At 44.9% G+C, this 21,943-nt stretch carries 23 protein-coding genes and 1 tRNA gene; 17 read left to right on the forward strand and 7 right to left on the reverse strand.

Features of this window, described 5'->3' with window-relative positions; genetic code table 11:
- The first annotated feature begins 46 nt into the window (after window positions 1–46).
- The 6 genes from V6W81_RS08245 (at window position 47) to V6W81_RS08270 (ending at window position 4,192) form a co-directional block, all read left to right on the forward strand.
- Complete coding sequence (locus V6W81_RS08245) at window positions 47–907, forward strand: SDR family oxidoreductase (protein ID WP_430701343.1); 861 nt, start codon at window positions 47–49, stop codon at window positions 905–907.
- A gap of 57 nt (window positions 908–964) precedes the next feature.
- Window positions 965–1,141, forward strand: coding sequence for a hypothetical protein (locus tag V6W81_RS08250; protein WP_338542594.1), 177 nt, complete (start codon window positions 965–967; stop codon window positions 1,139–1,141).
- 97 nt (window positions 1,142–1,238) lie between these two features.
- Complete coding sequence (locus V6W81_RS08255; protein ID WP_338542596.1) at window positions 1,239–1,778, forward strand: GNAT family N-acetyltransferase; 540 nt, start codon at window positions 1,239–1,241, stop codon at window positions 1,776–1,778.
- 358 nt (window positions 1,779–2,136) lie between these two features.
- Entirely contained in the window at window positions 2,137–2,616 is a 480-nt protein-coding gene (locus tag V6W81_RS08260) for a GNAT family N-acetyltransferase (RefSeq protein WP_338542598.1), read from the forward strand.
- A 220-nt stretch (window positions 2,617–2,836) separates the two neighbouring features.
- Entirely contained in the window at window positions 2,837–3,619 is a 783-nt protein-coding gene (murI, locus tag V6W81_RS08265; RefSeq protein WP_338542599.1) for a glutamate racemase, read from the forward strand.
- Between the two features lie 24 nt (window positions 3,620–3,643).
- Window positions 3,644–4,192 carry a histidine phosphatase family protein gene (locus V6W81_RS08270; RefSeq protein ID WP_338542600.1) on the forward strand — a complete coding sequence of 183 codons (549 nt, stop codon included), beginning with the start codon at window positions 3,644–3,646 and terminating at the stop codon, window positions 4,190–4,192.
- A gap of 73 nt (window positions 4,193–4,265) precedes the next feature.
- Here V6W81_RS08270 and V6W81_RS08275 read toward each other — a convergent pair whose 3' ends face one another.
- Both V6W81_RS08275 and coaA read right to left on the reverse strand, forming a co-directional pair.
- Window positions 4,266–4,628 (reverse strand): DUF423 domain-containing protein, encoded by a 363-nt coding sequence (locus tag V6W81_RS08275; protein WP_145048014.1) that lies wholly within the window; start codon window positions 4,626–4,628, stop codon window positions 4,266–4,268.
- 58 nt (window positions 4,629–4,686) lie between these two features.
- Window positions 4,687–5,616 carry a type I pantothenate kinase gene (coaA, locus tag V6W81_RS08280; protein WP_338542601.1) on the reverse strand — a complete coding sequence of 310 codons (930 nt, stop codon included), beginning with the start codon at window positions 5,614–5,616 and terminating at the stop codon, window positions 4,687–4,689.
- A 134-nt stretch (window positions 5,617–5,750) separates the two neighbouring features.
- Between coaA and V6W81_RS08285 the strand changes: the two genes are divergently transcribed.
- The 9 genes from V6W81_RS08285 to odhB all read left to right on the forward strand — a co-directional run bounded on the left by V6W81_RS08285 (window position 5,751) and on the right by odhB (window position 14,004).
- Entirely contained in the window at window positions 5,751–6,548 is a 798-nt protein-coding gene (locus V6W81_RS08285; protein WP_338542602.1) for a DUF3891 family protein, read from the forward strand.
- A gap of 185 nt (window positions 6,549–6,733) precedes the next feature.
- Window positions 6,734–7,228: an 8-oxo-dGTP diphosphatase gene (locus V6W81_RS08290; protein WP_338542604.1), complete on the forward strand. Its 495-nt coding sequence runs from the start codon at window positions 6,734–6,736 to the stop codon at window positions 7,226–7,228.
- An 84-nt stretch (window positions 7,229–7,312) separates the two neighbouring features.
- A complete protein-coding gene (locus tag V6W81_RS08295) occupies window positions 7,313–7,738 on the forward strand; it encodes a GNAT family N-acetyltransferase (protein ID WP_338542606.1) in 426 nt (141 codons plus the stop codon).
- A 124-nt stretch (window positions 7,739–7,862) separates the two neighbouring features.
- Window positions 7,863–8,348: a GNAT family N-acetyltransferase gene (locus V6W81_RS08300; protein ID WP_307215510.1), complete on the forward strand. Its 486-nt coding sequence runs from the start codon at window positions 7,863–7,865 to the stop codon at window positions 8,346–8,348.
- On the forward strand, window positions 8,338–8,460 hold the full coding sequence (locus V6W81_RS08305) for a hypothetical protein (protein WP_338542607.1): 123 nt from the start codon (window positions 8,338–8,340) through the stop codon (window positions 8,458–8,460). Before V6W81_RS08300 ends, V6W81_RS08305 begins: the two co-directional genes overlap by 11 nt.
- A gap of 146 nt (window positions 8,461–8,606) precedes the next feature.
- Entirely contained in the window at window positions 8,607–9,044 is a 438-nt protein-coding gene (locus V6W81_RS08310; protein ID WP_338542609.1) for an NUDIX domain-containing protein, read from the forward strand.
- Between the two features lie 19 nt (window positions 9,045–9,063).
- A tRNA-Pro gene (locus tag V6W81_RS08315) sits at window positions 9,064–9,137 on the forward strand.
- A gap of 713 nt (window positions 9,138–9,850) precedes the next feature.
- Entirely contained in the window at window positions 9,851–12,724 is a 2,874-nt protein-coding gene (locus V6W81_RS08320; protein WP_338542611.1) for a 2-oxoglutarate dehydrogenase E1 component, read from the forward strand.
- 5 nt (window positions 12,725–12,729) lie between these two features.
- Window positions 12,730–14,004: a 2-oxoglutarate dehydrogenase complex dihydrolipoyllysine-residue succinyltransferase gene (odhB, locus tag V6W81_RS08325; RefSeq protein WP_338542613.1), complete on the forward strand. Its 1,275-nt coding sequence runs from the start codon at window positions 12,730–12,732 to the stop codon at window positions 14,002–14,004.
- Window positions 14,005–14,128: 124 nt separating this feature from the next.
- Here the strand turns inward: odhB and V6W81_RS08330 are convergent, their stop codons facing one another.
- The 4 genes from V6W81_RS08330 to V6W81_RS08345 form a co-directional block, all read right to left on the reverse strand.
- Entirely contained in the window at window positions 14,129–15,106 is a 978-nt protein-coding gene (locus tag V6W81_RS08330; protein WP_338542615.1) for an alpha/beta fold hydrolase, read from the reverse strand.
- Between the two features lie 81 nt (window positions 15,107–15,187).
- The gene (locus tag V6W81_RS08335) at window positions 15,188–16,165 is read right to left on the reverse strand and encodes a type I phosphomannose isomerase catalytic subunit (protein ID WP_056698722.1); all 978 of its coding nucleotides are present in this window, start codon (window positions 16,163–16,165) and stop codon (window positions 15,188–15,190) included.
- Between the two features lie 255 nt (window positions 16,166–16,420).
- Window positions 16,421–17,005, reverse strand: a complete 585-nt coding sequence (locus V6W81_RS08340) for a class I SAM-dependent methyltransferase (RefSeq protein ID WP_338542618.1) — start codon at window positions 17,003–17,005, stop codon at window positions 16,421–16,423.
- Window position 17,006: 1 nt separating this feature from the next.
- Entirely contained in the window at window positions 17,007–17,960 is a 954-nt protein-coding gene (locus tag V6W81_RS08345) for a TIGR01212 family radical SAM protein (RefSeq protein ID WP_056698715.1), read from the reverse strand.
- A gap of 305 nt (window positions 17,961–18,265) precedes the next feature.
- Between V6W81_RS08345 and V6W81_RS08350 the strand changes: the two genes are divergently transcribed.
- A complete protein-coding gene (locus V6W81_RS08350) occupies window positions 18,266–18,466 on the forward strand; it encodes a hypothetical protein (protein WP_056698713.1) in 201 nt (66 codons plus the stop codon).
- Between the two features lie 151 nt (window positions 18,467–18,617).
- Window positions 18,618–19,367: a tRNA (guanosine(46)-N7)-methyltransferase TrmB gene (gene trmB / locus V6W81_RS08355; RefSeq protein WP_145048135.1), complete on the forward strand. Its 750-nt coding sequence runs from the start codon at window positions 18,618–18,620 to the stop codon at window positions 19,365–19,367.
- A 75-nt stretch (window positions 19,368–19,442) separates the two neighbouring features.
- Here trmB and V6W81_RS08360 read toward each other — a convergent pair whose 3' ends face one another.
- Window positions 19,443–21,695, reverse strand: coding sequence for an AraC family transcriptional regulator (locus V6W81_RS08360; RefSeq protein WP_338542619.1), 2,253 nt, complete (start codon window positions 21,693–21,695; stop codon window positions 19,443–19,445).
- Window positions 21,696–21,943: the final 248 nt, after the last annotated feature.

Genomic DNA, 21,943 nt, shown 5'->3' on the forward strand with positions numbered 1-21,943 from the left:
ACGTAGGGATTGCTTGGTAAACGGAGTGAGGAAGAAGGTGAATTTATTGACGAATGGAAAAAGGAAGACGGACAATGCACCGGTGGTCTTAATAACCGGCACATCTAGTGGATTTGGGATGCTGACAGCAATTAGTTTGGCGAAACGAGGTTATCTGGTTGTAGCAACAATGCGTGACCTCAGTCGTAAGGAAGCGTTGGTGAGGCTAGCCGCAGAAGCGGGAATCTCGGATCAGATACGATACATACGCTTGGACGTCACTGATCCCCATTCAATTATGGAGGGGATAGAGGAGATTCTGCGGCATGATCATCGTATTGATATGTTGGTGAATAATGCAGGCTTTGCGGTCGGAGGATTTATTGAGGAAGTACCCATGGCGGATTGGCGTAGGCAAATGGAAACCAATCTGTTTGGACTAATTGAGGTAACACGTGCTGTTCTGCCAGTGATGCGTAAGCAACAAAGTGGACTCATTATTAATCTTTCCAGCGTTAGTGGACTATCGGGCTTTCCGGGATATGCACCCTATGCTACCTCTAAGTTTGCGGTGGAAGGTTTCACAGAAAGCTTACGCCATGAGATGGCTCCATTTGGTATAAAGGCTGTATTGATAGAGCCCGGAGCGTATCGTACCCCTATATGGAACAAGGGCTTAGGTGAGATTCGTCAGCGGGAGCAGTCACCTTACAACAAGCAGCTGGATGCAGTGCTCCGTTACTCCCGTCGTACAGGCGAAACTGCGCCTGATCCGCAAGAAGTGGCTGACCTAATTGTTCGGATTGGACAGATGCGCTCCCCACGACTTCGATATGCACTCGGCAAAGGCTCTCGTTTGCTGATTATCGGTAAGGCTCTATTGCCTTGGAAGTGGTTCGAGTGGATTATTGCCCGTGGATTGAAATAAAAATAAAGAATGGGCAGCTAGCTGTTAGAGCAAATGTGAAGCAGATTTTCATGGGAGGTGCTTGAGCTGTTTGAATTCATTGTAATCGTTCTATTGCTGATCATGATTACTCTTCTTCTACGAATCAATAGTAAATTGCCTAAACGAGATCCAGTGGAAGAAGCGATGGAGCGTGACGCTGCTCGCAAGCAGAAGTTAACCCATATCCAGCCCACTAGAGAGCAGGACGAGTAGTCTAGTTTTGAATCACTATAGTATTATTTGTTGTGCGATATATGTCGTGCAAGGTTATTACTATATGAGCCTATGAAACAGCAAGGAGTGAAAAGGTATGCGCAAAGATCCCCTCAACGAATCTATTTCGATTCGTAATATTGTACGTGATGATGCAGAGCACTACTGGCCTTTTCGGTTAGAAGCTCTCAAAAATCATCCTGAAGCGTTCGGTGCTTCATTTGAAATTTCAGTACAACTCCCCATGACTGAGGTGCAAGACCGCATACATAGTGACCCGGATGATTACATTCTTGGAGCATACGCACAAGATGGTTCTCTTGCAGGAATGATGGGGTTTAAGCGAGAGTACGGGCTGAAGTTAAGGCACAAAGGCATGATCTGGGGAGTCTATGTGTCTCCTGCCTATCGTGGGTGTGGAGTGGCTTCTCGTCTACTTCAGGAAGTGCTGGAGCGAGGAAGACAGCTAGAGGGATTGAAACAAATTAATCTATGTGTCGTTACAACGAACGAATCAGCAAAGCGTTTATATGAGCAAGCCGGCTTTGAGACATACGGAATCGAAAAAAATGCTTTGGAAGTGTACGGTCAGGGATACGATGAAGCTCATATGACATACTTTTATACGAATCCATAGCAGGTAGTCGAGTTTGTTGCTACAGAATGCTCATTCGTCATTACGCAATCTCAATTCGTATCTCGTAAGAATATACCGTATAATGGAAAATGATTGGGAGACTAGATGGATATGCAGGTATGCTCGATCTGAGTCTTATAGAGGTTGTTCAAAAAGTCCGCTTTTGATTACGAAGAATGCCTGACGGCATCTCAGCATCGAATATGGGATTCAGCCGAAATGTCTGTTGCTCACGTAGTCCTGCCTACGCTCCGCTACTCCATTTCTAGCTTCAGCCCATCTTCTTGGTACTGAAAACCGACCTTTTCGAACACGCACTTATAGATAAGTCTTATGTGGACAGAACAGAGGTGTGTCATTGGCAATAATCCGAACTTTTGAACAAAAGGACTTACAATATGTCATTGAAGCTCATATCCGTATCTATCGAAATGAGTATAATTATGATCATAGCTTTGCTATTTTCATAGAGGAATCTGTTCAAGAGTTCAGTCGTACTTGTCGTCCCGAGAAGGAAATGATCTGGATTGTTGATCTGGACGGAGTTGCCTCAGGTTGCATTGGGCTCGTTGAATTGAACGAACACACCGCTCAATTGCGTTGGTTTCTCATTGAACCTGAAGCTCGCAACGAAGGCTGGGGTCGTCAGCTTGTTGAGCACGCTATTCAGTTTGCTAGAGAACAAGACTATGCATCGATCCTATTATGGACTAATCAAGATTTAACAGGAGCGCGCAGACTATATCAATCCTTTGGTTTTCATGTGGCGGAAACGAAGCGGCAGTTCTTATCGGGACAGGAGCTTACGGAGGAGAAGTGGGTGCTTCCCCTGATCTAGGTTGTTAGGGTGAGGACATGCTCTGAAGGAATGAAGCGCAGCATAGGCAAGTAATGAGTAGCATAGAGAAGAACATATGGCGGAGCATTGGAACAGTGGCAAAGACTAGCTCATGCAGTATAAAATGAAGGAAGAATCAACATACCTCACCTCCAGTCATCATGAGCAGGAATACCGGGTTCCATGGAACCTGAAAGAATACGTTATAGAGGTGAAACCTTTGAACAAGAAAATTGCATTTTTTGACTCAGGCATTGGTGGTCTAACCGTGTTACATCGAGCATTGCAGCAATTTCCTGAAGAACAGTTTATATATTACGCAGATACATTACATGTCCCCTACGGACCCAAAACTGCGGATGAGGTAAGAGGACACATTTTTGACGCTGTAGAAGCGATCCTGCGCGAAAATGTAAAAGCCATCGTCATTGCTTGTAATACAGCAACCAGTCTGTCAGTGAAGGAGTTGCGTTCCCGAATCGACATTCCGGTCATCGGCATGGAGCCGGCGGTGAAGCCAGCAGTGGAGATGAATCGTGAGAGTGGAAAAAGAGTCCTTGTTTTTGCCACGGCATTGACCCTGAGCCAAGCTAAATATAATGAGTTGGTATCTCGCGTAGATGACCATAACACCGTGGATTCCATCCCACTTCCTGAACTTGTGGAGTGGTGCGAGCAATTGGATTTTGATGAGGATAAGATCACCGATTATTTCCGGATGAAAATGGCGGATCTTGATCTGAACAAGTATGGAACCGTGGTGCTTGGTTGCACGCATTATCCATATTACACTGCCATGCTTCGCAAGGTTCTCCCAGCACATGTGCGAATCATTGATGGAAGTGCGGGCACCGTTAATCGTCTGCAACAACTCCTTGGATTGTCAGAGCAACATGGGGTGTGGACAGAAGATCAGATTACTTTTCTCAGTTCCTCTGGGAAATCGGAAGATCAGGACAATATGAAACACGCCTTACAATACCTTCAAATGAGCAACTTGTGATCTCGTATAACAGGAGGATCAGATATGAAGTCCATTTATCTCATTCGACATGCCCAAGCGACGGGGCAGGAACCCGAGTCGGAACTTACAGTAGAAGGATTGCAACAAGCTGAGAAGCTTGCAAGGGTGCTTGCACAACACTCGATAACCTATATTGTTTCAAGTCCTTGGAAACGGGCGCTACAGACGGCGATGCCGCTTAGCGTAGCCTTATCCCAGCATGTACATACGGATGAACGTCTTAAGGAAAGGGTGTTAAGCACCCTGCATCTGGAACACTGGATGGATTCGCTAAGACGCACATACACGGATGAAGACTGGACGGAAGAAGGGGGAGAGTCTTCTCGCACAGCAACGGCACGTGGCATGAGTGTGTTGGAAGAGTTGTGGAACCGATCTGAATCAAGCGCCGCAGTGGTGACCCACGGGAATTTGTTATCCTTGATTATCCGCCAGTACGATGCATCCTTCGGATTCGAAGCGTGGAGATCCCTCACGAATCCAGATGTATATGTGCTAGAGCGCACAGCGGATGCGTTAGCTCCTTCGATTCGTCGATTCTGGACGGATTGAACAGCAAAAAAAGAGTGCTTTAGCTAACCTCTAGAACACTCTTTTTCTTGTATTGAATTTTTTCTTGTGAGAATTACAGAGCTGCGATCAGTAATGTTACCCATCCAGCGAGAAATGCAACCCCGCCTAATGGGGTGATGGCACCAAGCTTACGTACACCTGTAATACTGAGTACATAAAGACTGCCTGAGAACAGGATAATGCCAGCGAATAAAAGCCATCCTGCGAGTAATACTAGCGAAGTTTGCTCTAAGCGATCCGCCAGCAGTCCCATCATAATTAGTCCAAGTCCATGAATGAGGTGATATTGTACACCCGTCTCATAAATTTTGATCATGTCAGCGGACAATTTGCGTTTCAGAGCATGTGCTCCAAATGCACCCAAAGCTACGGCCAGAAACATCATAATGCTACCTAATATGATTAACGTTTGCATAGGGATATCTCCTTCAAATAATGGTATTCGGAATTGTGGAGTGCTCCGAACCCGTCAACTACAGTTTGCGCAATTGAATACGTTGGATGGAGTGATCGGCTTCCTTTTTCAGAATAAGTCTAGCTCTTCCCTTCGTTGGCAGAATATTCTCGTGCAGATTTTTGGCATTAATATCTTGCCAAATTTGACTAGCCGTTTGCACAGCTTCTTCCTCGCCAATATTGGCGAAACGACCGTGGAAGAAGGATTCTGTATTCTGAAACGCGGTGTTACGTAGAAGCTTGAATCGCTCAATGTACCAGTGGCGTATATGTTGTTCTTCTGCATCAATGTAGATGGAAAAATCAAAAAAGTCGCTCACGAGTAACGGTGTTTCTTTCTTAATTTGAAGTACGTTAATGCCTTCAATGATCAGGATGTCCGGCTGGCAGATCGTTTTTTCCTCGCCTGGAATCACATCATAGGCAAGATGGGAATAGACCGGAGCTTTGACTTCGGGCTTACCGGATTTCACATCACCCATGAATTGAATGAGTGACTTGATATCGTAGCTCTCAGGGAAACCCTTTCGATTCATTATGCCCTTTTCTTCCAGCACGGCGTTAGGATATAAGAATCCATCTGTCGTAACGAGATCGACTTTGGGATTGTTTTTGCCTCTGGCTAGCAGAGCTTGTAGCAGGCGAGCAGCCGTACTTTTGCCTACGGCAACACTGCCACCAATCCCGATAATGTAGGGCACAGGGTCAGCTTCTTTTTTTAAGTAGGAAGCCGTTAATCGATTTAATTCTCTTGAGACACTTGCATATAAGTCAATAAAGTGGGTAAGAGGTAAATAAATATCTTTTACTTCCTGTATAGATACCTCTTCATTTAATCCCTTGAGTTGTTCTAATTCCATTTCCGTCAGCGGAATTGTGGTCTGATGCTCTTGCAGTTCAGCCCATTCCTTGCGGTTGAACTCGATGTAAGGAGAATATAAATTCATGAGATCCCGCTTTCTATATGTAATGTAATCTGTGACACAATCTTTAGTGTACCAAATTTCAGGAAACTGACAACACCTTTACATTGAAAATAGAGTGTAGAGTCGAATTATACCATGCGGAAGGGTGACAGCAAATGATCGTCTATGAGAGAGAGCATGATTTTGTATTGACCGCACAACAAGAACATGGGCAAGTGGCTGGAGAGATGGCTTCTTATTGGAAACACGAATTGCTCGCTGATGCCAGTCACTTCGAAGAGCTTGTTCTTGCGGCAAGAGAGCATGATCGTGGATGGATTGAGCTGGATGCTGCTCCATTCTGGAATGATTACGGTCAGTCGCCGTACTCGTTCCGTGACTTTCCGCTGCGTCCGCGCTTTGTATTTTACCAGAAGGGAATCGCTGAAGTCTGTGCAAAAAGCATGTATGCGGGATTGCTATGCAGCATGATGTATACGGAATTGTTTCAAAATACGCTGGGTGCTAATGCCCACGATGATGAAGATATCAAGGAATATCTGAATAGCGAGCGCAAACAACAATCGGAATGGATTGCGCAGCTCGGAGGTGGAGAAGAGTTACAACGTAGATTACAAAGTGATGTGGACATTATGCTTTTTTGTGATCAATTGAGTCTATTTCTCTGTATGGAGGAACCAGGCACACCTGCTGCACGTTATGAGTTTTTTGCCGAAGGGTTAGGCTGTACATTTGATGCATGTGGGAGACAACCGATTCGGGCGGAGTGGATCTCCAAAGAGAAGGTAGGCTTATCTTATGTACCCTTTACAGAAGAGTTTACGGTAGTTATGCCTTATAAATCTGTACCGAAAGCCAGCATTCGCAAATTCGGTCTATTGCAGGCCTATCGTCGTGCGGAGTGGAAAGAACGTAAAGTTTTAATTACTGCATTGAATCAAGATAGCCATTAATCATGAACGACGAATAGGTTTAACTAAACAGACTCCGAGACTCTTCGGGGTCTTTCTTGTGCATGGCTTTTTCTATTCATTATGCATGATTAGATATTGCTAGAAATTAAGATCAGTCGAAGCAGGAAAAACCAGTGGATTACCAGAACTGTTAATGTACAACGAAGGATTACAGGAGGACACGTATGAGTACACGAATTGAGATTCTAACCATGTGCATGGTGTGGGATAAGTTAAATGGCAAGGTGTTACTGATGAATCGTCCGAATCGTAAAGGATTTCCGGGATATATCGCACCTGGAGGCAAGGTAGACTATCCAGAGAGTATTGTAGATGGAGCCATGCGAGAAGTAGAGGAGGAAACTGGACTTAAGGTTACTGAAATCACGTATAAAGGACTGGATGAGTTCTGTGATCCGGAGCAGGGGTTACGTTATATGGTGTTTAACTATCTGGCAACGGCATTTGAGGGAGAACTATTACAGAATCCACCCGAAGGTGAACTGATATGGATTCCGTTGGAACAGGCACTTGATCTGCCGATGCAGGACTGGTTCGCAGAACGTTTTCCACGATTTTTCCATGAAGGTACATTCGAACGAAGTGTGGTCTGGGAGAAATCCACAGGGCAGACGCTGAAGGAAACATTTAAAGTCTATTCTGATAAAGTTCTTCAATAGCGGAGATCATCCATATCTATATAGTAATATCCATATATTATGATACAATGAGGTTTACTTTGTTTTGAGATGAGGGTTTTTTGTATGAATGTAACGTTTCGATCCTCTATAGAGGAAATTGATGTGCAGCAGCTATCAGGACATTTTTTCGATGGTTGGCCGAACCCGCCATCTCCCACTACTTTTATGAAGTTATTGGAACAGTCCTATGCTGTAGAACTAGCTATTAATGAAGAGACTAACCAAGTGGTTGGCTTCATCCAAGCAATTTCAGATGGCGTACTCAGTGCATATATCCCGTTATTAGAAGTAGTGCCATCGCATCAAGGAAAAGGGATAGGGGCTACTCTGTTAGAAAGAATGCTTCATCGACTTCAGCACCTCTACATGATTGATCTGTTATGCGATGGAGAAATGCAGAATTTCTATGAAAAGCAAGGAATGATCAAAGCGTCAGGAATGCTGATTCGCAATTATTCCAATCAATCAGGTGCAATAGCTAGTTCATAGATTGAGTAAAAGGGTTATTTGGAGCGTGGTTACTATGGTGACATTCTATGAAGATTTAGCCGATACATAGGCTTCTGCAAACGGACGCAAATGAATACTGTTTACAAAAAAAGGTGGGATTATCATGAAATTGTCGTTCCGAATTTTGGATTGGGAAGAAGAAAAGCCTTATGAGCTTCTATTGATGGCCGATCCTTCGAAAGCGATGGTTGACGAATACTTGAGTCGGGGTGTTTGTTTTATCGCTGAATATGAAGGAGAGATGGTCGGAGAGTTCGTCTTGCTGAAGACCCGGCCGGAGACGGTGGAGATTGTTAACATTGCGGTACAGGAAGAGTTGCAAGGACAAGGTGTAGGCAGACATATGATCAAAGAAGCGATTGAAGCTGCACGTAGATTGGGATGTAAGACAGTAGAGATTGGCACAGGGAATTCAAGCTTTCACCAATTAAAGCTATATCAGCGTTGTGGATTCCGTATTGTTGGAGTGGATCGGGATTTCTTTGTAAGACACTACGAGGAAGAGATTATTGAGGGTGGAATTCGTTGTGTGGATATGATTCGTCTGTCATTGGATCTGGACACCGTTCCGAGGCAGGATGAGAAGTGAACATGTATTTGAGAATCATCAATCTGGCTCAGACCATGGTCTGACCGCTTTAGTGATTGAAGGAGAAGATTTGGTTGTGCATATGTCTTTGACCGCAGATGAAGCCGAATAAAAGGGAGTGGTTCATTTGGAATATATGTGGGTTGCTGTGATCATCGCTGGCTTGGTGGTTACGCCATCACTTTATCAGATGAACAAACGAATACGAAGGTTGGAAGAACAGGTTAGACAGATGTCCGACGATAGGAGGGTTCTATAATGGAGCGTTATACACATCTAGGCGTTTACGGTCTAATGGTTTGGGAGCAGAAGGTACTGCTGATTCAGAAGGCGCGTGGGCCTTATCAGGGGACATGGGATCTGCCAGGAGGTAGGCCGGAATTCGGAGAAACACCGGAAATAGCGCTCCATCGCGAGATTGAAGAGGAGACGGGGCTCACGAATGTTCGACTGTCTCTTCGATCCGCGCAATCCAATCTGGTGCAGTGGATGCATGAAGGTAGTCCTGAGGAAGTTCATCACATTGGTATTCTATATGATGTCTATTTGGGATCAGATGAGCAAGCCTATGGTATCAAAAAAGAGGGGGATGGCGAAGATTCTCTAGGGGCAGCATGGTTTACCATGGAACAACTTGATTCACTCTCATTAACGCCGTTTGCGTTGCATATGATTCAGAATCGGACGGAGCTATAAAGAATGACTAGACTAACATCGGGGTATAGCGCAGCCTGGTAGCGCGCATCCTTGGGGTGGATGAGGTCGTGGGTTCGAATCCCGCTACTCCGATTCTAAGCAATAAATACATGTTAGGCTTAAAGATAAGGTCATAAATCTTCGGATTGATGGCCTTTATTTGTATTCCCGCAAATTTATTAGCTTTATCTAGAACGTAGAAGAAATGCGGATCGGATTGGATGAACATTAATAGGCATGTTGCAGAGTTAACGTATTTCTCACTATCAATGTATTGTACTTCCGTATACGAATCTAAAATGGTACTCATAATCACCACATTTTAGTGTAAAACACGTACCATTGGTTAATGTTTAAAGTAACCGTTTGTTTTTGTGCTTTATCGACCACAATTAAAAAGGGGGGAATTCATAACTTTTAGACGCAAGGATTGCACCATTTATTCGATTCATCTAATTTATGCATCAATCGAACTAAAAATAGGAAATGCTCCTGAGCGCAAAAGTTTATAGAATAGATATTAGAACACAGAACTTCAGTTGAAAATATTGGAGAATGTGTAACCTTCGAACGGATCAGGACAGTATTCGACATCTGTGCGACGGTATATACAATCATTCTTTTTCTATGATTTTGAAAACGCAGACAAACCTTGACGGGAGCGTCGGAACAACGTTATTACCACCAACAGCACGATTATTGGACTTCATGAAAAATTTCGCTTAAAATGTTGAACGAACGCAAATTACAGCTTAGTCAATGATTTCCGTCAAAAATACGACTAAATCAAGACGGAGGGAACGTCGATGACGATCGTGGAAGGCAACAAGAAACCCTGGGAAAGTTACTATGGACCCAATTTGGGATATGTACAAGAACAATATGAATTATTTTCCGAAGACCCTGGTTCAGTTACACCAGCTTATCGGGAGTTGTTTGAACAATGGGGTGCACCGCCGATGCCTGGCAGAGATGCACATACAACCACTTTTTCGGGTAATGCTCAAAACACCTCGGGAAGCGTGGATATTCAACTTTTACAGAAAGCGGTTACAGCCGGGAAATTGGTCTGGAATATTCGCACGTATGGCCATCTTGCTGCAGATATTGATCCACTTGGGATCAGTGAAGAAGCAGATACCTCTTTGCTCGAACCGAAAAATTTTGAATTAAACGAAGAAGACCTCAAAGCACTGCCTGCTTCCTTGATCTGGGAGGGTGCTGATGGTCAGCCGGCAAATGGTTGGGATGCAATCCAGCGTTTACGCCAGATTTACACGGGGCCAATCGCGTATGAGTTCAGCCACGTACATGAAGTTCAGGAACGTGAATGGCTCAATCGTCGTGCGGAATCTCGCACTTCCCCTGCACCACTTAATCAGGAGGAACGGACTGCTCTATTGGAACGTCTAGTAGAGGTGGAGCAATTCGAGGATTTCCTGCATAAAACCTTTGTGGGACAAAAACGCTTTTCTATTGAAGGAAACGATGTGCTTGTGCCAATGCTGGATGAAGCCGTGCGGATTATGTCGCATTCGGGCTCAAGCCATATCCTGATGGGGATGGCTCACCGGGGACGCTTGAACGTACTGGCACATGTACTGGGTAAACCATATAGCAAAATCTTCTCTGAATTCCATCATGCCCCGAACAAGGATTTGGTTCCATCTGAGGGTTCTACAGGAATCAATTATGGATGGACGGGGGATGTAAAATATCACCTAGGTGCTAATCGCTTTGTAAAAGAAGGTGAAACGGTACAGGCTCGCTTGACATTAGCCAATAACCCAAGTCATCTAGAGTACGTAAACCCTGTTGTACAGGGATTCGCTCGTGCTGCACAGGATGATCGCCGTGAACCGGGTTACCCGAAACAGGACGTTTCCAAAGCAGCAACGATTCTTATGCATGGTGACGCAGCATTCCCTGGTGAAGGAATTGTAGCCGAAACGCTGAATTTCAAAGCTCTGCCTGGTTACCAGAATGGCGGAACGATTCATATTATTGTAAACAATCGCTTGGGCTTCACAACCGATAGTAGTGACTCACGCTCAACGCATTATGCGAGTGACCTTGCGAAGGGGTATGAGATTCCGATTATACACGTTAATGCGGATAATCCGGATGCTTGTATCGCAGCAATTCGGATGGCCGCAGAGTACCGGAATCGGTTTAAAAAAGATTTCTTGATTGACCTCATCGGGTATCGTCGTTACGGTCATAACGAAACGGATGATCCAGAAACAACACAACCGAAAGTGTATGACAAAGTTAAGAATCATCCGACAGTGAGTCATCTGTATCAAGATCAGTTGAAACAGGAATCTATTATTGACGAAGCGGCTATTAATAGCATTCGTGAGGCTGTGACGAACCGGCTAAAAGAAGCCTATGAGCATATGAAGAAAAATGAAGTACATGAATACTATCAACGGAAGACAGATGAGCCTGAAGCAGTGAAAGTGATTCCAACTGCGGTACCGCTTGAGAATCTACGGAGTATCAACGCAGATCTATTGAAATGGCCGGAGAATTTCAATGTGTATCCGAAGTTGCAGCGGATTCTACAGCGCCGTAGCACGTCACTGAATGAAGGCGAAAAAGTTGATTGGAGCCTTGCTGAGACACTTGCATTTGCAACTATTCTTGCAGATGGTAAGCCGATCCGGATCAGTGGTCAGGATGCAGAGCGTGCAACATTTGCTCACCGGAACCTGGTGTTGCATGATTCAGAGAATGGAAGCAAATTCTGCCCTCTGCATCATTTGCCACAGGCACGAGCTTCGTTTGCAATCTACAACAGCCCGTTGTCTGAAGAATCGGTGGTTGGATTCGAATATGGATACAACGTGTATTCGCCAGAGACTCTTGTCATCTGGGAAGCTCAGTTCGGTGATTTTGCTAACTGTGCACAGGTTATTTTTGACCAGTTCGTATCGGCAGGTCGCGCGAAGTGGTCGCAAAAATCAAGTCTGGTTATGCTGCTTCCACACGGTAATGAAGGTCAAGGGCCTGAGCACACAAGTGCACGTCTCGAACGTTTCCTACAGCTTGCTGCAGAAGACAATATGACCGTTGCTAACTTGACAAGTGCTTCTCAATATTTCCATCTTCTTCGTCGTCAGGCTTCCCTGACTGAAACCGAAGATGCACGTCCACTTGTAATGATGTCACCGAAGAGTCTAATTCGTAATCCACGTGTTGCTTCTCCGGCGATTCAGTTCAGTGAAGGCAAGTTTGAGCCAGTGCTGGAACAAGCTGGGCTTGGCATGAAGCCTGACCGTGTTGAACGGATCATCTTGTGCAGTGGTAAAATTGCAATTGATCTTGAGGATGCTTTTGAAAAAGAAGGCGGAGACTGGTCATGGCTTCACATTATCCGTGTTGAACAACTGTATCCATTCCCTGCAGAAGAGATCCAGCGTGTACTCGCACGTTTCAGCAAGTTGAAAGAGCTGGTATGGGTACAGGAAGAAAACAAAAACATGGGTGCATGGACGTATATGGAACCACGTCTTCGTGAAATTGCACCTGAGGGTACAATCGTTAAGTATGAAGGCCGTCCGGAGCATGCAAGTCCTTCCAGCGGTTATCAGCTTGTGCATAGCATGGAGCAACAACAGATTATTACATCCGCGTTGAAACAAACGACGAAGAATAATATTCCACTTGGGAGGTAACAACTGTGAGCGAAATTAAAGTACCTGCAATGGGTGAGTCGATAACCGAAGGAACGGTATCCAAATGGCTTGTCAAAGAAGGAGATACGGTTAACCAAGGTGATGTCCTTCTAGAACTGGAAACGGATAAAGTTAATATTGAGATCAGTGCTGAAGAAAGTGGCGTATTGGAGAAAATTATCCGTCAAGAAGGGGATACCGTTGAAATCGGTGAGACGATTGGTACCCTTTCCGCGGGTGCAGGGGGAGGAAGTAGCGCGGCTGCTTCCGAGCCGGCTGCATCGGAACAAAAACAAGCGGCTACACCAGCGCCTGAAGCACCAACGCCGCCGCCAGCACCTGTTGCTGCAGGTTCTGAATCTTCTGATAATGGAAACAAGACAGCTTCCCCATCTGCGCGTAAACTAGCGCGTGAGCGGGGCATCGAGCTGGATCAGGTTCAAGGGAAGGATCCGATTGGACGTGTATATCAGGATGATGTGAAGGCTCATAATACACAGGCTACTACTCCAGCAGCACCTTCTGCGAGTAAAGCCCCGGCGGCACCGAGTGCTCCAACCGGAGGCTCCACATATACTAAGCCAGTTGAACGTCAACGTATGTCTCGCCGTCGTGCGACTATTGCCAAGCGTCTGGTTGAAGCTCAACAAACAGCAGCAATGTTGACTACGTTTAATGAAGTTGATATGACTGCCATTATGGATGTTCGTAAACGTCGTAAGGACAAGTTCAAGGAGAAGCATGAGATCAATCTGGGCTTTATGTCCTTCTTCACTAAGGCTGTTGTGGGTGCACTGAAAAAGTTCCCAACCATTAACGCAGAGATTGATGGCGAAGATGTTGTACTTAAGAAATATTATGATATCGGTATCGCGGTATCTGCAAAAGAGGGTCTGGTTGTACCCGTCGTTCGTGATGCAGATCGTCTAGGCTTTGCTGAGATCGAGAGAAGTATTGCCGATCTGGCTTCAAAAGCTCGTTCCAACACGTTGGCTCTTTCGGATCTGCAAGGTGGAACATTCACGATTACCAATGGTGGAACATTCGGCTCGCTCTTGTCCACACCAATTCTGAATACACCTCAAGTGGGTATTCTCGGTATGCACAAGATTCAACTTCGCCCTGTAGCTATTGATGCAGAGCGGATGGAGAATCGTCCAATGATGTATATCGCTCTGTCCTATGATCACCGTATCATTGATGGTAGTGAAGCAGTGCGTTTCCTCGTAACTGTAAAAGAACTGCTTGAAGATCCAGAATCCTTACTCATCGAAGGATAAGAAGGATTAAGGTATCATTTGATATACTATTCATAAAAATAATCACAAGAAGCCCCGGAATCGTAATGCAGCTCATGCTAGCATCTAGATTCCGGGGCTTCTTTTTTCCTTGGGATGGAGCGAATCATACCGAATCAGCGATATCTGCATTGACAGTGGCGGGAGCTGTGCTAGATAGAACCAGATGGCGATCCAGCCAATCCAACACATCCAGAGCTACGTCTGCGCGATTCGTCTCATGCAGCATTTCATGACGACCGCCAGCATATAGACGGTACTCAATATGTTGAAGCTGAAGCTGACGATATTGAGTGACTAGGTTATGAACGCCTTTGCCATGTAAACCAACAGGGTCTTGCTCACCTGAGAAGAGGTATACGGGCTTATCCTTTGGAATACGTTTCATGTTGTCTGGCAGATGTATTTCAATTAGCAGCTTGAAGAAGTCGCGGAAAAAACCTGCTGTACATATTGCTCCGCACAATGGATCATCAATGAATCGTTTAACTTCCTCGGGGTCACGAGATAACCAATCAAAAGGGGTGCTCGCTGGGCGGAACGAACGATTGAATCCACCGAACACCAAAGCATTAAGCAGCATACTCGGGTGAGTTGCTCCTTGAATCCCACACTGAAGGAAGGCGAGCTTCTCACCAAAACGCAGAAGACCACGCTTGCCGTTCGTTCCAGACAATATAAAGGCGTGATAGCGTTCATGTCCCGCATACATTAGGTGCTGGACAAGGAAAGAGCCCATGCTGTGTCCCATTAGAAATAAGGGGATATCAGGATACTCCCTAGATGCCACTTCTCCCAGATTGATCATATCGCTGGCCATCCAGCGAAAGGCATCAACTCCGGCATTACCTAACAAATTCGGATCTTCGACCGATTTGCCATGACCGCGATGATCATTAGCATAGACCGCATAGCCATGGCGGGTAAGGCACTCTGCAAACTCTGCATACCTAGCTGCCGTTTCTCCCATTCCATGTGCAATCTGCACCACACCCCGGACTTCAGTTCCAGGATCAGGAAGCCAGCGGTACACATGAATACGGGTACCTTCATTGCCAACAAGGCCAAAGGTAGATTCCTGCATCTTGTGCCAATCCTCCTTCATTGGTCATTCAAGCCTATTCAAGATAAGACGAAGCTGTTCATCCCACACACATCAGAAAAGTTAAGGCAGGTAAGAGCGAAGAACAGTGGTATTCCCGTCTAATGTATATGTACCCAGGTTGGCAGGCAATAGATAGCATTGACCTGCTTTTAATTCAATTTTTTCGGACGAGTCGTTGTCCCATGCTAAAGTACCGTTACCTTCACACACAACTAGAATTGTAAAACTCTCAGCGTTTGTAGCGAGCTGCCAAGGCTTAGATACGACTCCTTTTTCAACGACGAAATATGGGCATTCCGCCAGCTTCAGCCATTCACCTGAGATTGCGTTGTTCGTTTTCATCGTTGTGGCACCAGCGCCTTCATAGGCGGTGACATTAAGGGAGTCCTCTACATGCAACTCACGAGGCTTACCATCCAGACCTGGGCGGTTATAGTCATAAATTCGGTAAGTTGTATCTGAATTTTGCTGAATTTCAGCAACAACAACACCTGCACACAATGCGTGAACAGTTCCGGCTGGGATGAAGAATGTATCTCCTGCTTCTACAGGCACTTGACGCAACGTGTCCATCACGGTTCCGTTTTCAAGCGCTTCCTTAAGTACGTTACGATCAACGCCTTCATTCAATCCATAAATGATATGTGCGCCTGGTTTTGCATCAAGTACATACCACATTTCCGTTTTACCGAGTTCACCGGGAGGAAGTGCCTCGTAATCATCCGTAGGGTGAACCTGTACAGAGAGATCATCATTACAGTCTAGAAGCTTGATAAGGAGAGGGAAGCGTCCTCCCTTTTCAGATACACCTTTTGTTCCTAACCAAGACGTACCGAGCTGTTCACGCACTTCATCCAGACCTTTGCCAGCAAGCGCACCATTCAATACTTTTGTTGTTCCGTTAGGGTGGTCTGCAATCATCCAGCCTTCTCCGATATGACCTTCAGGTGGCGTGAGGCCAAAATTCTCAAGTGCACGGCCGCCCCAGACACGTTCTTTGAATTCAGGTTGAAATTGCAGTGGATATGGATTAGTCATTGTAGTCTCTCCTTTAGTATATGAAATGGTGGAATGAATTAATCAACCTATAACCGGTTCAACACCTACATGTATACGGTTGCAGATTATATAGTATAAGCGACCACTGCGAACAGATAACTTAATGGATCCCAAAAGGTTTGGTTGTGTACTGCATACCGTACTAATTGGAACTCGCACTTATATTGTTGAAATATGTTCAGCAGATGGTGCTTACAATATGTCTATCGTAACGTATTTGGACAAGTAAGGAAATTACTTCTTCTCAATTCCGATCAAGAAGGGAGAGGTATCACGTTGTAATTGCCGGTAGAGCATGACTTGTGCTTCCGTGACAGGTAAAGCAGAAGCCCATTTCGTTACAGCCTCAGCTTCTTGGGAGCCACCTTCATGTCCAGGGTACAGCACAACGGTAATAATCCCCTTTGGACGCAGTAACGCTCGAGCAGCCTCTAATGCAGCAAGCGTACTATCGGTTGCCGTAATAATGGAAGCATCTGCACCTTCCGCAGGCAAGTATCCAAGGTTGAACATAACGGCTCCAACGGCACCTTGCCAGTCTTCCGGAACAGCTTCAACCATGCGGTCATGGCTTAGCTGTAATAGTGAAATAGAGCCGAGTTTGGCACCGTCCTCTTGTTTACGAATCCGAGCTTGGGCAAGAGTGAGAGCTTCACTCTGGATGTCGAAGCCGATGACTTGACCGCGTCTGCCCACCTGTTGTGCAAGGAATAACGTATCTGCGCCTGTCCCTACGGTTGCATCGATGGCGAGGTCTCCAGGTTGTACACGTGCTGTAATCCATTGATGCGCACAGCTTAGAACCGATAGAAAACCCATCTTATGCTCCCCTCCAGTACTTGCCTTGCCATGTATCGCGTTGTCTCAATTCACGGTCAATGGAGTTCAGCACTTCCCATTTATTCAGCGACCACATCGGGCCGATGAGCAGGTCTCGTGGTGCATCCCCAGTGAGACGATGGACAATCATTTCTGGTGGTAGAAACTCAAGTGTATCTACAATGAGCTTAATGTACTCATCTTGTTCAAGGAAGCGGAGCAGCCCTGCTTCATATTGCTTCACCATCGGTGTTTTGCGCATGAGGTGCAGTAAATGGATCTTGATCCCCTGAACGTCCATATTCGCTACGGCACGACCGGTATCCAGCATCATCTCGTGTGTTTCTTGAGGCAAGCCATAGATGATATGAGTACAGACTCGAATGTTGTGTTTACGTAGCTTCGCCACGGCATCCTCATAACACTTCGTATCATGTGCGCGATTAATAAGAGTAGATGTGGATTCATGAACTGTTTGCAGCCCCATTTCAATCCACAGATAGGTTCGTTCATTTAGCTCAGCCAAATACTCAATAACGTCATCTGGTAAGCAATCAGGTCTTGTCGCAATAGACAAACCCACAACACCAGGTTGTTTTAGAATCTCTTCGTAGTACTCTCGAAGTTCTTCAACGGGTGCATATGTATTGGTATACGCCTGAAAATAACCAATATAATGGGCAGTGGGCCACTTCAAATGCTGTTTATCACGAATGGTATTAAATTGTGTAACCAAGTCGTGGCGACGACTGCCCGCAAAATCGCCAGATCCTCGGGCACTGCAAAATGTGCAGCCACCTTTGGCTATTGAGCCATCACGGTTCGGGCAAGTAAATCCCGCATCCAGCATGACTTTGAACACCTTGTTATCAAATTCATTTCTCATCTCATAATTCCAGGTATGGAATCGTTTATCTCCCCAGGAAAGAGGGCTGGGTAGGGCAGGTGCATTCATTTCTTCAGGAACTCCTTCGGTTGTTCGTTTATTAATGAAACGCATGCCGTAATGCATTCGTGAAGAAGAACAAAAAAACGGCAAAATTTGCGTTCTCATGGACTTTTACCATTGTATCAAAAAACTCAAAAAAAGGGGAATGCAGATGCAAAAATAGGCCGGTAAATCACGGTTTTCTTCTTGCTATAGTTAACACCTTGTGTTATATTTAAATCAACGTCAGACACATCTAATGGGCAGTATTCATCATAGCATTTGAATTAATGTTGACGTCATGGATCATACTATACCGTGAGGTGATATGAATGAATTCCCAAGTTAAAAACACTGATCTTCATCATGTTTCTGTAGAACTGACGGCTGAAGAGGCACTGGCTTTGACAGGTGTTCGTTTTAATGGAAATCCGAAGGTGAAAGCGGCTGCAAAACAAAAAGTTCGCGATGCTTTTGAAAAGACATTTGATTTTTCGCACCAAGATAAGGTAGACTATGAACTATTAAAGTAGTTGGACCCCAATTCCAAATAAATCGAAGAGGGAATCTTTGAAAATTGCCACTAGTGGCAATTCCGAAGATTCCTTTTTCATTGCTCTTTACAATTGGTCCGTTCTTCGGCAAAATGAAGCTGAGACAAGTATGGATAAACGGAGGAATAAAATGCGTTTACGTGGTAGAAAAGGAATCCGAGAAAATCTGGAGGAGCAGGTCGATCTCGTAGTTCTGGAACCCAACCAGTACAAAGGGAAATGGTCTGAACTGTTTGGCAATGACCATCCGATCTTTGTAGAATTCGGTATGGGCAAAGGGCAATTTATTAGCCAAATGAGCTATAAATATCCGGAGTTTAACTTTATCGGAATTGATATGTACGATGAGCTCGTTCGTCGTGCTAGTGAAAAAGCTCGCAATGCGTGGAGCCAGGCAGAAGTGGAGACACCACCTAACCTGAAGCTAGCGCTCGCCAATATTGAACAAATTGAGGATGTATTCGAACCAGAGGAATTGGAACGTATCTATCTGAACTTCAGTGATCCTTGGCCAAAAGCGAAGCATGCACGTCGTCGTTTGACACATCCACGATTCTTGAAAAAATATAAAGAATTGCTTAACACTAAAGGACAAATTCACTTCAAGACAGATTCGGAGACGTTGTTTGAATTCTCACTCAATGCCATTGCTGACTTCGGTCTGCAGATGACAAATATCTCTTTGAATTTGCACCGTGATGGATTGAATGAAGAACATGTGATGACTGAGTATGAGCAGAAGTTTATGGGCAAAGGTATGAATATTCACCGGGTTGAAGTCGTTGTTGGTGAAGAGGCTTTGCGTGAATATCAGCAAATGCGTTTGGACAAGTATAAAGTTCGTGAAGTTTCAGAAGAGACTGGCGAATCGCAGGAATAATAGATCTGCATCTATCTACAAGTAGCAAAGCGACACAGAGAGCGTTAAAGCCTCAGGTGTCGCTTTTTTGCTTCTTTAGGGCTCCGAATGTAATTCTTTGCGGCGATAATCATTAGGTGTAACTCCATTAAATTTCTTGAACATGCGATAAAAATAGGAGCTGTTCGTGAAGCCTGTTTTCTCGGCAATATCAGCAACGGAGTTCTCAGTCTCAATTAATAGATCTTGAGCTTTCACAATCCGAGTTTCATTAATGACATCAGTTAACCCTTTAAGCGTTAGTTGCTTATAGAGCCTACTTATATAGATTGGAGACATGGTCAGCTCTTCTGCAATAGAAGTCACGCAGAGGTTTGTGTCCGCGTAATCCCGTTCAATAATGCTGTTAATTCGGCGGATCAGCTCCTCATGTTTAAGGGTGCGTTTCTCCTCCACCTTGGAACCTAATTCATCGAACAGTTGATAGAAGTGAGCATGTACTTCACTGAGATCCTCGGCCTCATGAAGAGGCAGCATCGTCCCGTCCGAGATAGAGTTAAGCGTCAGTTGATTGTTCTTTTTGAGTGTGTTGCGAACGTGATTTAATGTCATCGTAAGATGTGAGAGAGCTAGCTGGAAGACATTGAACGGATACGTCGCCGTTTCATTTACGATCGTGGTGTACACCTGTTTGGCTTCCTCTGTTTTGCCTGTCATCAAATAATCAATGAGCTGTTTTTCCTTGCCAACAGGGAAGGCATACTCCTTAGCATGATAGGCCATGATGTCTGACGTGTACAATAGACAGCCAGAACCATGAAATAGTCGATGCAGTGAAGCCTCTGCGGATCTTGCATAAGATGCGATGCAGTCCTCAAGAGACTTTTCTTCTGGCCCGATTGTAAATGATATGGAGCATTTCAGATGTAGCATGACCGCATCCTGTAGCATTAGCAGCAATTCCTCGATCTTTTGCTCTCCAGCAGTCGTTGCGTGATCCCCCGAATCTTTCTCGTTAAAAATTAGAGTAATCAGATCCCCGCCCATATCTATGGCTTCGGAATGATGGGTAGTTTCAATCGTTTCTGTACATATGTTCATCATTGCGTATTTAACCAACTTAACCTCGTCCCGATAGGTATCACAGAAATCGACAAAGCGATCGATTCGAAGCAAAACAAGTCGAGAGCTACGCAGCACGTCTAAGGATGAACCGTAGAATTTCAATCGCTCGGCAAGTAATCCACCCGTAAAGGTCTCGCGTCTCTGGAGAGCTCCCCGCAAATAATCTTGTCTGAGAATGTGCAGGCTTCCTCGCCGCTCTGCTTCCATCACACGCATACGTACCAGAACCTTATCAATAGGATGATACAATTTGCGAGATACAAGGTAAGACAAAAACACACCAGCAACCAATAGACCAAGACAGAATAGGACGGTATGGGTTCTCATATTCCGGATGTCTGTAGTGATCAGATCGTAAGGCGTGATTCGGACATATCGCCAGCCTAGATTGTCAGGAGAGGTGTAGGTAATTAGTGATTTCTCCCCATCCACTTCAGCGGTAAAGAATGCGGACTGGGCTTCATTTTGCATAATAGGCTGTATAAACGACTCATTAGAGAGATCCTTCATTAATGCACGTTCACCAAAATCAGACAATAGTTGTCCTTTTTCATTAATAATGAATGTATTGCCAGGCTGATCCTCCGAATTGATGTTGGGACTAAGCCAGTCATCCTTAATGTTTACAATGACAGCATAATTCAGCTTGGCATTGTCGTTGATGGTGTCATAGCACAAATAGGTATAACTGTTGACCTCGGTTTCCTCCGTTGTACCAACCTGATATGTACGTGGGATGGGGACAAAGGGTTTATAGTCATGAAATTGTCTGAGAATCTCAGTGATCCCGTGATCATCAATGTCAGAAATAGATTGTTGTCCAGTTCGAACACCATCTGAACTGATGAAAAATTCATTGCTTTTGGAGTTGTATACATAGATGGATTCAATAAAAGGAAGGGACATGCGGTAGTTATCGAGCTGCTCCATGGCTGGAGTAATTTCATATATGCTCGGTTTGGAGTATAAGAGCAGAGCGGAAATCGTGTAATCCTGATAAATCTGATAAGACAATGATTTGGCGGTCTCTGTCATTTTGGAAACTTCACGACTCGCCTGTGTGAGACTATCCATATCGGTACGATAGACTTGGCGCAGAGCAATGCGGTTATAGTTGGCGTATAAAATAACAGAAGCGACTAGCAAGGTAGCGACCGTGCTGATGATAATGCCAACCAGAATTCGTGTAAACACTTTTTGGCTGTCTTCCGACCGTTTACGCACTACTTTTCCCCTCCATTTCTTCTGTATATATGATAGGTGAAGCGTAGTTTCGAACGAGTGAAGTTCCTTCACAGATGTCCATAGTCAGCCAGAGCTGGCAAAATAAATTATATATTATGTATGCGTTTACATCAATGCTATACAAGGAGTTTGACTGTCAATCTAAACGTAAAGTTCAACTTTCGCGTGATTGTTCACTACGGCTAGCGTATGTACGATATCAACATTTGTGAACGTTCGGCTGTTCA

Origin of the sequence: Paenibacillus tundrae (assembly GCF_036884255.1) — a bacterium.
Taxonomy (GTDB): domain Bacteria; phylum Bacillota; class Bacilli; order Paenibacillales; family Paenibacillaceae; genus Paenibacillus.

What these genes read in the sequence shown, in the direction of transcription:
- V6W81_RS08305 (WP_338542607.1), top strand. Translation starts at nt 8,338, where the DNA reads ATGAGAAGTGAACATGTATTTGAGAATCATCAATCTGGCTCAGACCAT.
- V6W81_RS08350 (WP_056698713.1), top strand. Translation starts at nt 18,266, where the DNA reads ATGAATTCCCAAGTTAAAAACACTGATCTTCATCATGTTTCTGTAGAA.
- V6W81_RS08345 (WP_056698715.1), bottom strand. Translation starts at nt 17,960, where the DNA reads ATGAATGCACCTGCCCTACCCAGCCCTCTTTCCTGGGGAGATAAACGA.
- V6W81_RS08290 (WP_338542604.1), top strand. Translation starts at nt 6,734, where the DNA reads ATGAGTACACGAATTGAGATTCTAACCATGTGCATGGTGTGGGATAAG.
- V6W81_RS08310 (WP_338542609.1), top strand. Translation starts at nt 8,607, where the DNA reads ATGGAGCGTTATACACATCTAGGCGTTTACGGTCTAATGGTTTGGGAG.
- V6W81_RS08320 (WP_338542611.1), top strand. Translation starts at nt 9,851, where the DNA reads ATGACGATCGTGGAAGGCAACAAGAAACCCTGGGAAAGTTACTATGGA.
- trmB (WP_145048135.1), top strand. Translation starts at nt 18,618, where the DNA reads ATGCGTTTACGTGGTAGAAAAGGAATCCGAGAAAATCTGGAGGAGCAG.
- V6W81_RS08295 (WP_338542606.1), top strand. Translation starts at nt 7,313, where the DNA reads ATGAATGTAACGTTTCGATCCTCTATAGAGGAAATTGATGTGCAGCAG.
- V6W81_RS08340 (WP_338542618.1), bottom strand. Translation starts at nt 17,005, where the DNA reads ATGGGTTTTCTATCGGTTCTAAGCTGTGCGCATCAATGGATTACAGCA.
- V6W81_RS08255 (WP_338542596.1), top strand. Translation starts at nt 1,239, where the DNA reads ATGCGCAAAGATCCCCTCAACGAATCTATTTCGATTCGTAATATTGTA.
- V6W81_RS08335 (WP_056698722.1), bottom strand. Translation starts at nt 16,165, where the DNA reads ATGACTAATCCATATCCACTGCAATTTCAACCTGAATTCAAAGAACGT.
- V6W81_RS08270 (WP_338542600.1), top strand. Translation starts at nt 3,644, where the DNA reads ATGAAGTCCATTTATCTCATTCGACATGCCCAAGCGACGGGGCAGGAA.
- V6W81_RS08300 (WP_307215510.1), top strand. Translation starts at nt 7,863, where the DNA reads ATGAAATTGTCGTTCCGAATTTTGGATTGGGAAGAAGAAAAGCCTTAT.
- V6W81_RS08275 (WP_145048014.1), bottom strand. Translation starts at nt 4,628, where the DNA reads ATGCAAACGTTAATCATATTAGGTAGCATTATGATGTTTCTGGCCGTA.
- coaA (WP_338542601.1), bottom strand. Translation starts at nt 5,616, where the DNA reads ATGAATTTATATTCTCCTTACATCGAGTTCAACCGCAAGGAATGGGCT.
- V6W81_RS08330 (WP_338542615.1), bottom strand. Translation starts at nt 15,106, where the DNA reads ATGCAGGAATCTACCTTTGGCCTTGTTGGCAATGAAGGTACCCGTATT.
- V6W81_RS08285 (WP_338542602.1), top strand. Translation starts at nt 5,751, where the DNA reads ATGATCGTCTATGAGAGAGAGCATGATTTTGTATTGACCGCACAACAA.